The following is a 15,690-nucleotide window of genomic DNA, read 5'->3' on the forward strand; positions in this document are numbered from 1 at the left end:
CCCATCCGTGGCACAGCTCGACAACGTCATCGCCGGCCTGCTCGCGATCGAGGGCGCCAGCGGCGCCGCGATCGTCGACATCGACAGCGGCATGGCCCTGGCGACCGGTGGCACCCCCGGGTTCGACCTCAACGTCGCGGCCGCCGGCAACTCGAACGTGGTGCGCGCGAAGCTGCGCACCATCCAGGACCTCGAGCTGAAGGACGAGATCGAGGACGTCCTCATCACGCTGCAGGGCCAGTACCACCTGATCAACGTGCTCAAGGGCCAGGGCAACGCGGGCCTGTTCATCTACCTGGTGCTAAACCGCGTGACCGCCAACCTGGCGCTGGCGCGGCACAAGCTGCGGTCCGTCGCGGCCACCGTGAGCGTCTGAGCAAGGACCCCGCGTCCCCCATCCCTCGAGAGCTCGGAACGGCCCCCTCGCAGGGCCCCGCCGCGAGCTCGCGAGCGGTGGGGGGCGAGGGGGCCCTTCGTCAGGCGGCGGTGGCGGCCTCGACGATCCGCTCCCGCACGGCGTCCACGGCCAGCTCGCGGGTGTCGATCCAGCGGGCCACGCGGCCGCCGGCCACGATGCCGACGCGGTCGCAGCACTCGGCCAGCTCGTCGGGGTCCACCGAGACCACCACGACCGACGTCCCGTGCGCCGTGGCCTCGTCGAGCAGCTGGCGCACCTGCCGGCGGGCCCGGACGTCCAGCCCGCGGGTGGGCTCGTGCAGGACGACGACGTCCTCCGCCGAGGCCATCCAGCGGGCCAGCGCGAGCTTGTGCTGGTCGCCGCCGGACAGCGCGCCGAAGACGGTGCGGATGCTCAGCGCCTTGACGTCGAGCTGGTGCACGGTCCGGATCACACCGCGCAGCGAGGCGATCTCGCTGCGGACGTCGGTGAGCGCGCCCCACGGTTCCCGGGTCAGGGTCCGGGCGATCGTCTCGCCGGGGTCGACCCCGTAGGCGTCGTCGTCGGGCCGGTAGGCGGGCAGCCGCAGCGCCGCCTCGTCCGTCGAGGCGCCCAGCGACCGCGGCTCGCCGTGCAGCACCAGTTCGTCGCTCAGCGCCGACAGCTCCCCGGCCAGGGCGCCGGCGATCTCCTGGACGCCCGAGGAACGGTGCCCGGTCAGCCCGACCACCTCGCCCTGGCGCAGCAGCAGGTCGACCCCCTCGACCCGGCCGGGGACCCGCAGGTTGCGGACCCGCAGGGCCACGTCGCCGTCCGAGGGCGCCGGCCACGTCGAGGCGCGCGCCGGGACGCCGCCCTGCCCGGACCGCGCGGGGATCGTGGCCACCCTGGGCGCCGGCGGCGACACCGGCTCGCCCACGGTCTCCGCGGCCAGCCCCACCGGGTCGAGGTCCTCCGCCGCGCGGTCCAGGGCGATCACGCCGTCGCGCAGCACGAGCACCCGGTCGACCACCGCGAGCATCTCGGGCAGCCGGTGGCTGATGTAGAGGACGCCGCGGCCCTGCTGGCTGAGCCGGGCCGCGACGGCGTGCAGCCGGGTGACCTCCACGGGCAGCAGCGCCGCCGACACCTCGTCGAGCACGACGAGCCGGGTGTCCTCGGCGAGCACGCGCGCGGTCTCCACCAGACCGTGCACGAAGTGCGGCAGCTCCGCGACGAGGGTGTCGGGGTCGACGTCGAGGGTGACCTCGGCGAGCAGCACCCGCGCCTGCTCGCGCAGCTCGGCCTGCGGGCGGTCGGCCTGCGGCGTGCCACGGAAGACCGCCTGCGCCACGGTCAGCCCGGGGTCGATCCGGACGAGCTGCTCGACCACGCCGACGCCGAGGTGGCGAGCGTCGTCCGCCGACAGCGGCGCGTACGGGTGGCCCTGCAGCGTCATCAGGCCCGCGTCGGCCGGGGTGATGCCGGCCAGGACGTCCCCGAGGGTCGACTTGCCCGCGCCGTTGCTGCCGACGAGCCCGACGATCTCGCCCTCGGCGATGCTGAAGGAGACGTCCCGCAGGACGCGCCGGGCCCCGAAGGACTTCCTCAGTCCCTCGACCTGCAGCAGCGTCATGGACGGGCGGGCCTCCCCCGAACAGGCCCCGACCCCGCGGTCGGAGACCGAGCCGTCAGCGTCCCCCGCGACGCTGTGTCACCAGTTCGATGCTACCCGGCTCGCGGGTCGGCCACGCCCGGCGGACGGGCGACCAGCCCGGCCCCGTCCCGGGTCCCGCCCAGAGCCTGCGAAGGGTGGGAGGACGGGGTCCGCTACGCGTGCAGCCACACCGCCGCGTCGTCCGGCAGGAGCCCGTCGGCGGTGTCCGCGCTGGCCAGCAGCACGCGGCCCTCGGGCAGCGGCACCGGGGCGCCGGAGAGGTTGAGCAGGCACACCAGCCCGCCGGGACGGCGGAACGCCAGGCAACCGTCGGGTGCCGGCACCCAGTCGAGGCCCTCACCGGCGAAGGCGGGTGAGGTCCGACGCAGGGCGAGCGCGGCTCGGTACAGCGACAGCACCGAACCGGGGTCGTCCTCCTGGGCCGCCGCGGTCAGCGGCCCCCAACCCTCGGGCATCGGCAGCCAGGTCTCGGCGCGCGAGGAGAAGCCGTAGGACGGCGCGGTACCCGACCACGGCACCGGGATGCGGCAGGCGTCGCGCCCACGCTCGGTGTGCCCCGACCGCTCCCAGATCGGGTCCTGCAGTGCCTCGTCAGGCAGGTCGACGTCGGGCATGCCGAGCTCGTCGCCGTTGTAGAGGTAGGCCGCGCCGGGCAGGGCCAGCTGCAGCAGCGCCGCCGCCCGCGCCCGCCGGGTGCCGACCTCGCCACCGCCGTAGCGGGTGACGTGCCGGGGCCGGTCGTGGTTGGACAGCACCCAGCAGGCCGGTGCCGGCGTCCCGGCCACGGTGGCCAGCGAGTGGACGACGGCGTCGCGCAGCTCGTCGACGTCCCAGTCGGCGGTCAGCAGCTTGAAGTTGAACGCCAGCTGCAGTTCGTCGGGGCGCAGGTACTGCGCCAGCCGGTCGTCGTCGGACACCCAGACCTCGCCGACGGCCATCGTGCCGGGGTACTCGTCGAGGACGGCGCGGATCCGCCGGTGCACCTCGTGCACGCCGTCGTTGTCGAACCGGTGGTCGCCGGGCCCGTGGTCGTCGAGCAGGCCGGTGTCCTCCATGGGCTCCATGTCCGGCAGCCCCTCGGGCTTGGCCATGCCGTGGGCGACGTCGATGCGGAAGCCGTCGACGCCGCGGTCGAGCCAGAACCGCATCGTCGTCTCGAGGTCGGCGAGCACCTCGGGGTTGGTGAAGTCCAGGTCGGGCTGCTCGGGCGCGAAGATGTGCAGGTACCACTGGCCGTCGGGCACCCGGGTCCACGCCGGGCCGCCGAAGACCGACGGCCAGTTGTTCGGCGGCTCCGCGCCGTCCGGCCCGCGGCCGTCGCGGAACAGGTAACGGGCCCGCTCGGGCGACCCGGGGCCGGCGGCCAGCGCCGCCTCGAACCACTCGTGCTGGTGCGAGCTGTGGTTGGGCACCAGGTCGACGGTCACCCGGATGCCGAGCGCGTGGGCCTCGGCCAGCAGCGCGTCGAACTCGGCGAGGTCGCCGAACACGGGCTCGACGTCCCGCGGGTCGGCGACGTCGTAGCCGTGGTCGGCCATGGGCGAGGGGTAGAACGGCGTGATCCACAGCGCGTCGACCCCGAGCGCGGCCAGGTGCGGCAGGTGGGCGCGGATGCCGGCGAGGTCGCCGACGCCGTCGCCGTTCCCGTCGGCGAAGCTGCGGATGTAGACCTGGTAGAAGACCGCGTCGCGCCACCAGTCGGCATCGGTGCGACGGAACGGGGTCTGGGCAGGGTCCACCGGGGTCACCGGGCTCCTCGGGTGTCGTGCGTGCGGGTGGCCCCGTCCGGAGGCTCGCTGGCCCCCTGCAGGATCCCCGGCCCCGTCCCGGGTTCCGCCCTGAGCGTGCGAAGGGTGGGGAGGACGGGGTCCTTCTCCGATTGGGGGGCAGGGGGTCCTTCCACGAGGCGTGAGGAGGACGGGCTCCTTCGTCAGGCTATGGAGAGGCCGCCGGGCGCGTCGTCGGGCCAGCGGTTCTGCATGCTGCGCGCGGCCATCTCCATGTAGCCCCACAGGGTCGCGTCCTGCTCGGGGGTCAGCTCCAGGGAGTCGACGGCGTCGCGCATGTGGCGCAGCCACGCGTCGCGCTCGGCGGGGCCGATGGCGAAGGGCGCGTGGCGCATCCGCAGCCGGGGGTGGCCGCGCTGCTCGGAGTAGGTGGTCGGGCCGCCCCAGTACTGCTCGAGGAAGCCGCGCAGCCGGGTCTCGGCGCCGGCCCAGTCGTCCTGCGGGTACAGCGGCGCGAGCACCGGGTCGGTGCGCACCCCCGCGTAGAAGCGGGCCACGAGCCGACGGAAGGTGGGGGCGCCGCCGACCTCCTCGTAGAAGGTCCGCGCCGACGGCAGGGATCGGCTCATGCCTCCGATGGTCTCTCAGCCGGGGCAGCCGCTGCCACGTGACCCTGGGTACGCAGGTAGCCCACCAGCGGCGGGGTCACGGCCAGCAATCCGAGCGCGCCGACGAGCGCCACCACGGTCCCGGGGGTCAGCCCCTCGGCCAGGGCGCCGGCGCCGAGCACGCCGATGCCCTGGACGCCGTAGAGCCCGCTGACCGCGACGCCGAAGGCGCGGCCGCGGTAGGCCGGGGGAACCGTCTGCACGAAGGCGACGTTGAGCGGGATGGTCCAGGCGCCGCCCAGCCCGGCGACGAACAGCAGGCCCAGGACGGTCGCGTAGGCGCCGGTGCCCGGTCCGCCCCAGACGGTGACCAGGCCGGCCAGCAGGATCGGCGCCAGCGAGAGCGCGACGAGGGGCGGCACGAGGCGCTCGCGGCGCTCCTGGGTGAGGGCGCGAGCGACCACCAGTCCGCCCACGGTGAGCCCCGCGGGGTTGGCGGCGAGCAGGACGCCGACCTGGGCCGGGCCCTCGCCCAGCTGCTCGACCAGCGGCACGGCGATGCCCTCGGGTGCGTTGGCGAACAGCGCCCCCACCCAGGTGACGGCGATGATCGCCAGCAGCCGCGGCGTCCGGCCGATCAGCCGCAGCCCCTCGGCCGCGTCCCGCAACATCGAGCGGGACCGCTCGCCCTCGCCGCCGTCGTCAGGGGCCGGGCGACGCTGCAGCCGCGCCCACAGCCACACCGCCGAGACGGCGAAGGTGGCCGCGTCGATCAGCAGCGCCGCCGACGGGTCGAGGACGGCGACGAGCGTGCCGGCGAGGACGAACCCCAGGACCTGCGCCACCTGCGAGCCGACGTTGGTCAGGGACGTCGCCAGCGCGTACCGGTCGCCGTCGAGGACGTCGGCCATGAGCGCCGAGCGGGCCGACTCGAACGGCGGCCCGCACACCGCGACGACGAGCAGCAGGCCCAGCAGCAGCGGCAGCGACGTCCCCGGGACGGCCATCCCGGCGACCAGCAGGGCGCGCGCGGCGTCGGTGGCGATGAGCACCCGGTGCCGGGGGAACCGGTCGGCCAGGGTCGACAGCAGCGGCCCGCCGAGCAGCCACGGCAGGTAGCTGATCGCGAAGGTGACCGCCGACAGCAGCGGGGAGTCGGTGCGCTGGTAGACCAGCACGGTCAGCGCGACGCGGGCGAGCTCGTCGCCGATGGTCGACAGCAGGTAGGTGCCGAACAGCGGGCGGAACTCGCGGACGGCGAACAGGTCCCGGAAGGTCGCCGGGCGCGCGGTGGCGCCGGCCGGGTTCCCGCCGGCCGGCGTGCTGCCGCTCAGGACGCTCCCGCCGGGACGCCGGCCGCGGACAGCAGCGGCACGGGCGTGCGGATGCCCTCGATGACGAAGCGCTCCTTGAGCCGCAGCCGCAGCTCGCGGCCGACCCGCCACTGGTCGGCGTTGGTGGCACGGACCTGCAGGCGCATGACGACGCCCTCTGCGGTGATCATCTCGACGCCGAGGGACTCCGGCTCGGACAGCAGCACGTCGGCCCACCCCTCCTCCGCGTACATCGCGTCGGCCACCTCCTGCATGACCGTCCGGCAGCGCTCCAGGTCGGTGTCGTGGGCGACCGGCATGTCGATGACGACCTGCGCGTAGCCCTGGCTCTTGTTGCCGACCCGCAGGATCTCGCCGTTGCGGGCGTACCAGACGACGCCGTTGACGTCGCGCAGCCGGGTGATCCGCAGGCCGACCGCCTCGACGGTGCCGCTGGCCTCCCCGAGGTCGACGACGTCACCGACGCCGTACTGGTCCTCGAGGATGATCCCGATCCCGGCGATGAAGTCCTTGACCAGGTTCTGCGCGCCGAAGCCCAGCGCCACGCCGACCACTCCGGCGCTGGCCAGGATGGGGGCGAGGTTGATGCCCAGCTCGCCGAGCACGAGCACCACCGCGATGCCCAGCACCAGGATCGAGGCGCAGCTGCGCAGCACCGACCCGATGGCCTCGGCCCGCTGGGTGCGCCGCGCGGTCAGTTGCTCCGCGCCGTCCCCCAGGGCGGTGGCGCGCAGCCGCCGGGCCCGCAGGATCGAGGGCAGCGGGCCGACGGCGGTGGTGTCGGTCAGCCGGCGGATCGCCCGGTGCGCCAGGTACCGCACCAGGACGGCGACCACGACGATGAACAGGATCCGCGCCGGTGTGGCGATCAGTGCCCGGGCGTTCTCCGCCAGCCAGTCGGCGCCCGACCACTCGTAGACCTGCTGACAGAGCCAGTAGTCGGCGCAGTCGGGTACGGAGCCGGTCCCGGCGTCGTCGGCAGCGGCAGTGATCACGGAGGGTGAAGCAGTCATCACGGCGATACTCTCAGGTGCAGGAAGAGCAACCCAGCGTTGTCGTCGTGCCGAGTTCGGTGTGGCGCGGCACATCCGCCGGGATCAGCCGGTCAGGCCGGTGTGCGCGGCGAGGAAGGCCAGCTGGTCGGCGGCCAGTCCCACGGTCCGGCTGACCGCCCGGGCGCCGTGGCCGACCGCGGTCTCCCGCCGCAGCAGGACCGGCGCGTCCGACGACGTGGCGTGCTGCAGCGCCGCGGCCAGCTTGCGGGCGTGCAGCGGGTCGACCCGGGTGTCGGACTCGAAGGTCGTGAACAGCACCGCCGGGTAGGCCGTCCCGGCCACCACCCGGTGGTAGGGCGAGTAGCCCAGCAGCCAGCCCAGCTCCGTGGGGTCCTCGGCGCTGCCGTACTCGTCGTTCCACGTGCGGCCCAGGCCGAAGCGCTCGTAGCGGACCATGTCCAGCAGCGGCGCGCTGCAGACGACGGCGGCCGCGAGGTCCGGGCGCTGCGTCAGGGTCGCGCCGACCAGCAGGCCGCCGTTCGAGCCACCCATCACCGCCAGCTGCGCGTGCGTCGTCCACCCCTCGGCGACCAGGTGCTCCCCGGCGGCGGCGAAGTCGTCGAAGACGTTCTGCTTGCGCTCGCGCATGCCGGCGCGGTGCCACTCCTCGCCGTGCTCGGAGCCACCGCGCAGGTTGGCCACCGCCCACACGCCGCCGGCCTCGACCCAGGCCAGGGCCTGCGCCGAGTAGGACGGGGTGAGGGCGACGTCGAAGCCGCCGTACCCGTAGAGCACGGTGGGCCGCGGTCGGTCGGGCACCCCGACCCGCGAGACCACGAACAGGTGCACCGGCGTCCCGTCCGCGGAGGTCGCGTGCGTCTCCACGACCCGGACCTCCGGGACGTCGCCGGCGACCGGCGCCTGCTCCCAGCTGGTCAGGGACGCCGGGTCGGCGGCGTCCCAGCGCAGCACCGACGGCGGGGTGGAGAAGTCGGTGAAACCGACCCAGGCGGTGGTGCCGCCCTCCGGGGGCGCGCTCACGCCGGAGACGCTCCCGGCGCGCAGGGCACCGACCTCGGCCTGCGGGGCGGGCGGGGAGTCGGCGGGGTCGGCGGCCCAGACCGAGAGCCGGTCGGTGGCGTCCACCGAGTGCACGGCGAGCACCTGCAGCCAGCCGTCCGGGCCGTCGACCAGGGCCACGTCGGTGAGCACGCCGTCCTCCTGCTGCGGGACGACGTCACGCCAGGCCTCCGGCGTCCAGGTGGCGGGGTCCGCGGGGTCGGCGACGGCCAGCCGCCAGCGGGGGGTGCCGCGGTCGCTCATCACCCAGAGCCGGCCGTCCCGGGCGACCCACGCCGCGGTCTGCGCGTCGACGCCGACCTGCAGCTCCCGCAGGTGCGCCGGCCCGCCGCCAGGCGACATGGCGAGGTCGGCCAGCCACACGTCGTCGCGGGGTGCGGTGCCGATGGACGCCGACACGACGAGCCAGCGTCCGTCGCGGCTGGTGCGCACGCCGAAGTAGGTCGCCGGGTCGCTGCCCTCGCCGTGCACGAGGACGTCGCCGTCGGTGTCGGCGCCCACCCGGTGGCGCCACACCCGCCGGTGGAACTGCTCCTCACCGGCGGGCACCAGCTCGGGGGCCAGCCGGCGGACGTAGAAGAGGTCCTCGCTGCCGGGCAGCCAGGCGACGGGGGAGTAGCGGCAGCGGTCGATCGGCCCGTCGAGCTGCTCGCCGGTGGCGACGTCGAGCACGAACAGCCGCGACTCCTCGTCGCCGCCGGTGGAGAGCTGGTAGGCCAGCCGGTCGCCCTCCCAGGACGGTGACCAGGCGTCCAGCGTCGTGGTGCCGGAGGGGTCGACCGCCATGGGGTCGACCAGGACCCGTTCGTCGCCGTCGGGCTCGCGCACCCGCAGCACGGCGTGCTCCTGGCCGGGGTCGCGCCGGGTGGAGAAGGCGCGGCCGGCCCGCCACACCGGGACGCCGACGGCGCCGGCGTGCACCAGCTCGCCCAGCCGCGCGGCGAAGCGGTCGCGCAGCGGCAGGGCGGCCAGCGCCCCGGCGGTCAGCTCGTCCTGGGCGGCGGTCCAGGACGCCGTCCGCGGGTCGGCGGGGTCCTCGAGCCAGCGGTAGGGGTCGGCGACGGCGTGTCCGTGCAGGTGCTCGACCAGGTCGAGCCGGGGGGCCTCGGGGTAGCGCACGCGGCCCACGGTAGTGACGGCCCGAGCCGCTCCCGAGCCCGCGGAACACCTCCCGGGAGCGCGGGAGCGGGTTCGCAGGTCAGAATGGGGTCGCCCACGGGTCGCACTGCACCCGGCGCGCGGCCCCGGGCGCCGGAGGTGCCCCGTGCCGCGTACCGCGTCCGGGTCGTCCGCAGGCCAGCCAGGTCCGCGGCGCGACCACCACTCCCATCCGATGGCCCCCGTCCCGGCGCGGTCGACCGCAGCCGCGACGCTGCTGCTCAACGCCACCTACGAGCCGCTGTGCGTGGTCTCCAGCCGGCGCGCCATCGTGCTCGTGCTCGCCGACAAGGCGGTCTCGGTGCACAGCGCGGCCGAGGAGGTGCACGCCGAGACGGTGTCCCTGCCGGTGCCGGTGGTGGTGCGCCTGACCCGCTACGTCCGCGTGCCCTACCCGGCACAGGTTCCGCTGTCGCGACGGGCGGTGTTCCACCGCGACGCCTCGACCTGCGTCTACTGCGGCGGCTCGGCCACGAGCATCGACCACGTCGTCCCGCGCAGCCGCGGCGGCACGCACACCTGGGACAACGTCGTCGCGGCCTGCCGACGCTGCAACCACACCAAGGCCGACCGGTCGCTGGCCGAGCTCGGCTGGAAGCTGCCGCACCCGCCCCGGACCCCGAGCGGTGCGGCCTGGCGGCTGCTCGGCGCGCGCACCGTCGACCCGCGCTGGCGGGAGTGGCTCGGCATGCCGGAGAGCGTCAGCGCATGAGAGAGCCTGGCCGCCTGCACGGGCCCCGGCCTCGTCCCGGGCCCCGCCCTGAGCGGGCGAAGGGTGGGGAGGACGGGGTCCTCCCACGAGTGGTGGGGGGCAGGGGGTCCTTCTCATGACCTCACCAGCCACGGCGCGGCGGCTGTGGGCGCTGGGGGAGCCGTACCACGCGCTCACCTACTTCGCCGAGGGGTCCCGGTCGGCGGCCGAGGCGACCGGGCTGCGCGGGTTCTGGAGCACCTACTTCGCGCAGCGCGCCGCGCCGCTGGGCCCGGTCGGTGCCGAGGTCGTGACGGCGACCTTCTACAACTTCGCGCCGGCGTTCGTGGCCCGGCGCGTGCCCGCGGTGTGGGAGGTGGCCGCCCCGGCCACGGTGCTCGACGCGCGGCTGGCCGGGGTGGACGCCGCGGTGCGCCGGGTGCTGGGGGAGGAGTGGCCCGGCTCGGCCGCCGCGGCGGAGACCGCCGAGCTGCTCGCCGTCGCCGCCGCGGCGGTGGACGCCCCCGGCCGCCCGCTGGCCGCGGCCAACGCCGGGCTGCCGGTGCCCTCGGAGCCGCACCTGTCGGTCTGGCAGTCCCTCACCACGCTGCGCGAGTACCGCGGTGACGGGCACAACGCGGCCCTGCTGCAGCGGGGCATCTCCGGCGTCGGTGCGCACGTCCTGGCCGCCGCGGCCGGGCGGACGGCGCGGGAGTGGCTGATGCGCGCCCGCGGGTGGGACGACACCGCGTGGGACGCCGCCGCCGGCGCGCTCGCTGCCCGCGGCTGGCTGGCCGGCGAGGAGCTCACCGCGGAGGGCGCCGCGATCGTCGCCGCCGTCGAGGCCGACACCGACCGGCTGGCGCTGGGTCCGTGGCAGGCGCTCGGCGACGCGCGCTGCGACCGGCTGGCCGCGCTGCTGAGGCCGGTGCGCCGCACGGTCGTGGCGGCGGGCGTCTGGCCGGAGGGCAACCCGATCGGCGTCCCCGACCCGGACTGAAGAAGGACTCCCGTCCCCCTCACCGCTCGCAGGCTCGCGGCGAGCCTCTGGACGGGGCCACGGCGGGTTCCTGCACGAGGGCCGTTCCTCAGGTCACGCGGGCGCGCTCGGTCGGGTACGCCTCGTGCGCCCCGCTCGCCAGCACGTCGCGGAGGCAGGCCATCGCGTCCCAGACGTCGACGAAGCGGGTGTAGAGCGGCGCCGGGCCCAGCCGGACGCGATCCGGCGTCCGGAAGTCGGGGACGACGCCCCGGTCGACCAGCGCCTGGGTGAGCTGCCAGGCGCAGGGGGAGGCGAGGGTCACGTGCGTGCCGCGGTGGGCCGGGTCGCGGGGTGAGGCCAGCGCGACGCCGTGCGGCGCCAGCCAGGCGTCGGCCAGGGCGACGATCAGCTCACCCAGCGCGCGGCCCTTGGCCGCCAGCCGGTCGACCCCGGCCTCGGCCACCAGCCGGGCGCCGACCTCCACCGCGGCGAGCGCCAGCACCGGCGGCGTCCCGACGGCGAAGCGCTCCACACCCGGGACCGGGTCGTAGACCGGGCCCATGGCGAACTGGGCGCGTTGACCGAACCATCCCCAGATCGGCTGCCGGAGCTGCTCCTGCAGCCAGCGGCGCACGTAGAGGAAGGCCGGGGCGCCCGGCCCGCCGTTGAGGTACTTGTACGTGCAGCCCACGGCCAGGTCGACGCCGTTGGCCGCCAGGTCGACCGGCACCGCGCCCGCGGCGTGCGACAGGTCCCAGACAACCAGCACCCCGGCCTCCCGCGCCGTCCGGGTGACGGCGGCGACGTCGACCAGCGCCCCGGAGCGGTAGGCGACCGCGGACAGGACGACGACGGCGACCCGCTCGTCCAGCGCCGCGGTCAGCACCGCCGGGTCCAGCCCCTCGTCGACGTCGGCGGGCACCTCGCGCACGGTCATCCCGCGCGCCTGCGCCACCCCGGCGACCACGTAGCGGTCGGTGGGGAAGTCGTCGGCGGAACAGACGAGCACGTCGCGGCCTGGCCGGGCGTCCGCGGCAGCCACCAGCAGCTTGTAGAGGTCGACCGTGGTGGAGTCACCCACCAGCACCTCGCCCGCCCGCGCGCCCAGCACACCCTCGGCGAGCAGGTCTCCCACCCGGGTGGCGGCGCCGATCCACGACGACCACGAGCGCACCAGGCCCCGCGCCCACTCCTCCTCGACCACCCGCGCGAGCGCGGCCGGCGTCTCCACCGGCATCCTCCCCAGCGAGTTGCCGTCCAGGTAGAGCGGGCGGGTGGGGTCGGAAGCATCGTCCCCCGCGCCGGCGAACCGGGCGCGGAACCCGGCCAGCGGGTCGGCGGCGTCGAGGGCCGCGGCGGCGGCGCGGGTCAGGTCCACGCGGCTGTGTCTACCCCGCCGGACGGGGGCGCGGTGCCGAGGCCAGCCACCACGCGACGGCGGCCGCGGCGCCGAGGGCCGCGCCGGCCAGGAACGGCGCGTCCAGCCCCGCGGTCGAGGCGAGCAGTCCACCGCTCAGCGCGCCGAGGGCGGAGCAGCCGTAGACGCCGGTGCGCCAGGTCGCGGTCACCCGGCCGAGCAGGTGGATGGGGACGCCCCGGTGGCGCAGCGACGCGGCCGCCACGTTGAGTGTCCCGAACGCGGCGCTGGTCGCGACGACGACCACGCCGGCCGCCCACAGCTCCCCGGCGACCAGCAGCAGGGACGGCGTGACGGAGGCCAGCAGCGCGCTGCCGGCCACCACCGGCCGGTGCCGCCGCCCACCGACCAGCCGGTCGGCCAGCAACGCCCCGACCAGCCCACCGCCCGCACCGAGCGCCAGCAGCGCCCCGAAGCCGGCCGGACCGAGCCCGAGCCGCTGCTCGGCGAAGACGACGAAGACGGCGAACCAGGCGCTGTCGGCGAGCGCGATGGCGGCGACCGCGAGGGCCAGGGCGCGCAGTGGCCGGTCGCCGGCCAGCCATGCCAGCCCGGCGCGGAGACTGCGGCATCCCGGCTCCCGCTGTCCCGGCGGCGCCGCCACCGCCGAGAGCAGCGCGGCCGGGAGCCACAGCACCAGGAGGACGGCCAGCGCGGTGGTGGCGCCGTTGACGAGGAAGGGCAGCGCGGCGCCGGCGGCGAACAGCACCCCGCCGGCCAGCGGGCCGACGAACTCGTTCCCGAGGACGGTGCCCGCGCTCAGCCGCCCGTTCGCCCGCTCCAACAGCACCTGGGGGACCAGCCGGGGGACGACGGTCTCGGACGCCACGTCCCGGACCGTCTCGCCGACCCCGAGCAGGAAGGCGGCGGCCGCGACGACCGGGACAGGGGCTCGTCCGGCCAGGAGCAGCCCGACCAGGACGAGCAGCACCAGCGCGCGCCCGGCGTCGGCCAACGGCAGGACCAGCCGGGCGCCGTGCCGGTCGGCGAGGACACCGGCGACCGGGCCGGTGAGCAGCCACGGCAGCGTGCCCGCCGCCGCGACCGCGCCCACGGTGAACGGGTCCGGTGAGAGGGACGCCGCGAGCAGGGGGAAGGCCGCGAGCCGGATGCCGTCGCCGAGGTTGACCAGCACCGCCGCCGTCCAGAAGGTCCAGAACGGGCGGCCGAGCGTCACGGGCGGAGGCTAGCGTTCGCGGCCGTGACGCAGTTGCACGATCTGACCGCGCTGGAACAGGCGGCCGCCGTCCGGTCGCGGCAGGTGAGCCCCACCGAGCTCGTCGAGCACGCGCTGCGCCGGGTCGAGGCCCTCGACGCCGGCCTCGGCGCCTTCCTCACCGTGACCCCGGAGCGCGCCCTGGCCGGGGCCCGCCGTGCCGAGCGCCGGCTGCGCGAGGGCGGCGAGCTGCCGCCGCTGCTCGGCGTCCCGACGGCGGTCAAGGACCTCAACAACACCGCCGGCGTCCGGACGACGTTCGGCAGCACCGTGCTCGCCGGCAACGTCCCCACCGTCGACGACGCGGTGGTGACCCGGCTGGCCGAGGCCGGGACGATCAGCCTCGGCAAGACGAACACGCCCGAGTTCGGATTCCCCTGCTACACCGACAACGAGCTGGCCGGCCCGGCCCGCTGCCCGTGGGACCCCGGCCGGCTGGCCGGCGGCTCCAGCGGGGGAGCGGCGGTCGCCGTGGCCGCCGGGATGCTGCCGGTCGCGCAGGGCAGTGACGGCGGCGGGTCGATCCGCATCCCGGCGAGCATCAACGGCCTGGTCGGCATCAAGCCCAGCCGCGGCCGGGTGAGCAACGCGCCCCTCGGCGGCGACGTCACCGGGCTGGGCACCAACGGTCCGCTGGCCCGCACCGTGCGCGACGCGGCGGTGCTGCTCGACGCGATGGCCGGGCCGGTGACCGGTGACCCGGCGTGGGCGCCGCCGCTGCCGCCCGGCGAGACGTTCCTCGGTGCGGCCGACCGACCGGTCGGCCGGCTGCGCATCGGCCGGTACCTGGAGTCACCCATGGCCGACGCCGGGCTGGAGCCGGCCGTGCAGGCGGCGTTCGACGACGCCGCCCGCCTGCTCGGGGACCTCGGGCACGAGGTCGAGGACGTGCCGGTCGGGTTGCTGGGCCCCGACGTCCTCGCCGCCTTCGAGCGGGTGTGGACCCTCTCGGGCACGCTGCTGCCGGTGCCGCCGGAGCGGGTCGGCGAGCTGCGGCCGCTCACCCGGGAGCTGCGGGCCCGCGGCCTGGCGCTGTCGGCGCAGCAGGCGATGGAGGCGCTCACCGCGCTGCGGCTGTTCGCCCGCCGCTTCACCACCGCCACCGCCGGCTACGACGTGCTGCTCGCTCCGGTGACCACCATGACGCCGCGGCCGCTGGGCTGGTTCGACGCCGACGGCGACGGTGCCGCGGACTTCGAGCGGCAGAAGCGCTACGCGGCCTTCACCGCGGTCTTCAACGTCACCGGTCAGCCGGCGGTGAGCGTCCCGCTGTACTGGACCGACGACGGGCTACCGGTCGGGACGATGCTCGTCGGGCGGCCCGCGGACGAGGTCACGCTCATCGCGCTGGCCGCCCAGCTGGAGGCCGCCCGCCCCTGGGCGCACCGCCACCCGCCGTCCTGGTACTGATCATGAGAGCAGCGGCGGCTGCCGGTAGGTTGAGGGACGTGACCGTCGTCGAGACCATCCTCGTCTACGCGGTGGCCCCGCTGGCCGTGGTGGCCGTCCTGGCCCTGCTCACCCTCGTCCCCGGGCGGCGCAAGAAGCCGCGCTACAAGCCCGGCCAGCCGTGGGAGCACGAGCCGGTCTGGTACGAGCCGCACCCGGTCGGCGGTGGTGGCCACGGCCCCACCGAGGCGCACGGCCCCGCCGCCGTCCCCGGTGACGGGACCACCGCGCTGGGCTCGTCCATGTACCCGGAACAGCACGGCGAGCGGAACACCGGTCAGCCCGGTGCGCCGACCGCGCCCCACGGCGGGGGCGACGGCACGCACGGCGCCATCGGGGCGCGCGTCCTGGCGGCCGGTCCGTCCGCCGCGGCCGCAGCGCGTCCGTTCGGCGGCGCCCGCGGGACCTGGTGACCGCGTGATCGTCCACCGCAGCACCCCCGAGATCCCCCACGGAGGCGGGAGATGACCAGCGCACTCGAAGCGACGTCGCACGACACCGCGACGTCGGCCGGCACCACGGCGACGCGCGCCGACGAGGCCGAGGCCCCGGACTCGATCTTCAGCTACCGCGAGCTGCTGCGCATCGACGAGGCACTGACCATGTCCTCCCGGGAGACCGGGCTGCGCTTCACCCTCTACATCGGTGACCTCGGCTCCCAGACCCGGGCCCGCGCCGAGGAGCTCTTCGAGCGCTCCGGCTCGGACCTGCCCGAGTCGGTGCTCATCGCCGTCTCGCCCGGCCAGCGGGTCGTCGAGGTCGTCACCGGTGCCGCGGCCGCGCGCCGGCTGCCCGACCGCGCCTGCGCCCTGGCCGTGCTGTCGATGACCAACGCCTTCGCCACCGGCGACCTGGTGGGCGGCATCGTCAACGGCCTGCGCCAGCTGTCGGACCAGGCCGGCCACCCCCGGGGGCTGCGCACCCATTGAGGCCCCCTGCCCCCGCCCCTCGCAGGCTCGCGGCGGGGCCCTGCAGGGGG

At 76.0% G+C, this 15,690-nt stretch carries 14 protein-coding genes; 6 read left to right on the plus strand and 8 right to left on the minus strand.

From position 1 onward, the window contains the following. Positions 1-7: 7 nt before the first annotated feature. The gene (locus ACU610_RS00475) at positions 8-376 is read left to right on the plus strand and encodes a hypothetical protein (protein WP_446765768.1); all 369 of its coding nucleotides are present in this window, start codon (positions 8-10) and stop codon (positions 374-376) included. A gap of 100 nt (positions 377-476) precedes the next feature. Here ACU610_RS00475 and ACU610_RS00480 read toward each other — a convergent pair whose 3' ends face one another. The 6 genes from ACU610_RS00480 to ACU610_RS00505 form a co-directional block, all read right to left on the minus strand. Then, positions 477-2,012 carry an ATP-binding cassette domain-containing protein gene (locus ACU610_RS00480; protein WP_446765769.1) on the minus strand — a complete coding sequence of 512 codons (1,536 nt, stop codon included), beginning with the start codon at positions 2,010-2,012 and terminating at the stop codon, positions 477-479. Positions 2,013-2,206: 194 nt separating this feature from the next. After that, positions 2,207-3,802, minus strand: a complete 1,596-nt coding sequence (locus ACU610_RS00485) for a glycoside hydrolase family 13 protein (protein WP_446765770.1) — start codon at positions 3,800-3,802, stop codon at positions 2,207-2,209. Between the two features lie 182 nt (positions 3,803-3,984). After that, the gene (locus tag ACU610_RS00490; protein ID WP_446765771.1) at positions 3,985-4,410 is read right to left on the minus strand and encodes a globin; all 426 of its coding nucleotides are present in this window, start codon (positions 4,408-4,410) and stop codon (positions 3,985-3,987) included. Next, the gene (locus ACU610_RS00495; protein WP_446765772.1) at positions 4,407-5,834 is read right to left on the minus strand and encodes an MFS transporter; all 1,428 of its coding nucleotides are present in this window, start codon (positions 5,832-5,834) and stop codon (positions 4,407-4,409) included. Before ACU610_RS00495 ends, ACU610_RS00490 begins: the two co-directional genes overlap by 4 nt. Further along, positions 5,720-6,736, minus strand: coding sequence for a mechanosensitive ion channel family protein (locus ACU610_RS00500; protein ID WP_446765773.1), 1,017 nt, complete (start codon positions 6,734-6,736; stop codon positions 5,720-5,722). Before ACU610_RS00500 ends, ACU610_RS00495 begins: the two co-directional genes overlap by 115 nt. A gap of 84 nt (positions 6,737-6,820) precedes the next feature. After that, positions 6,821-8,917, minus strand: a complete 2,097-nt coding sequence (locus ACU610_RS00505; protein ID WP_446765774.1) for a prolyl oligopeptidase family serine peptidase — start codon at positions 8,915-8,917, stop codon at positions 6,821-6,823. A gap of 214 nt (positions 8,918-9,131) precedes the next feature. Here ACU610_RS00505 and ACU610_RS00510 point away from each other — a divergent pair, with 214 nt between their 5' ends. Both ACU610_RS00510 and ACU610_RS00515 read left to right on the plus strand, forming a co-directional pair. Further along, complete coding sequence (locus tag ACU610_RS00510) at positions 9,132-9,668, plus strand: HNH endonuclease (protein ID WP_446765775.1); 537 nt, start codon at positions 9,132-9,134, stop codon at positions 9,666-9,668. A 115-nt stretch (positions 9,669-9,783) separates the two neighbouring features. Further along, positions 9,784-10,647 (plus strand): SCO6745 family protein, encoded by an 864-nt coding sequence (locus ACU610_RS00515; RefSeq protein ID WP_446765776.1) that lies wholly within the window; start codon positions 9,784-9,786, stop codon positions 10,645-10,647. Positions 10,648-10,735: 88 nt separating this feature from the next. On the opposite strand, the gene kynU is transcribed toward ACU610_RS00515, so the two are convergent. Next, positions 10,736-12,007 carry a kynureninase gene (gene kynU, locus ACU610_RS00520; RefSeq protein WP_446765777.1) on the minus strand — a complete coding sequence of 424 codons (1,272 nt, stop codon included), beginning with the start codon at positions 12,005-12,007 and terminating at the stop codon, positions 10,736-10,738. A 10-nt stretch (positions 12,008-12,017) separates the two neighbouring features. Beyond that, complete coding sequence (locus ACU610_RS00525; protein WP_446765778.1) at positions 12,018-13,223, minus strand: MFS transporter; 1,206 nt, start codon at positions 13,221-13,223, stop codon at positions 12,018-12,020. Positions 13,224-13,247: 24 nt separating this feature from the next. Between ACU610_RS00525 and ACU610_RS00530 the strand changes: the two genes are divergently transcribed. Genes ACU610_RS00530 through ACU610_RS00540 form a run of 3 tightly spaced genes read left to right on the plus strand, consistent with a single transcriptional unit; the run spans position 13,248 to position 15,640 of the window. After that, positions 13,248-14,672 (plus strand): amidase, encoded by a 1,425-nt coding sequence (locus ACU610_RS00530; RefSeq protein WP_446765779.1) that lies wholly within the window; start codon positions 13,248-13,250, stop codon positions 14,670-14,672. Positions 14,673-14,710: 38 nt separating this feature from the next. After that, the gene (gene ctaJ / locus ACU610_RS00535) at positions 14,711-15,124 is read left to right on the plus strand and encodes an aa3-type cytochrome oxidase subunit CtaJ (RefSeq protein WP_446765780.1); all 414 of its coding nucleotides are present in this window, start codon (positions 14,711-14,713) and stop codon (positions 15,122-15,124) included. Between the two features lie 51 nt (positions 15,125-15,175). Next, positions 15,176-15,640, plus strand: a complete 465-nt coding sequence (locus tag ACU610_RS00540) for a DUF5130 family protein (protein ID WP_446765781.1) — start codon at positions 15,176-15,178, stop codon at positions 15,638-15,640. The last annotated feature ends 50 nt before the right edge of the window (positions 15,641-15,690 follow it).

Source organism: Geodermatophilus sp. URMC 61 (genome assembly GCF_052931555.1).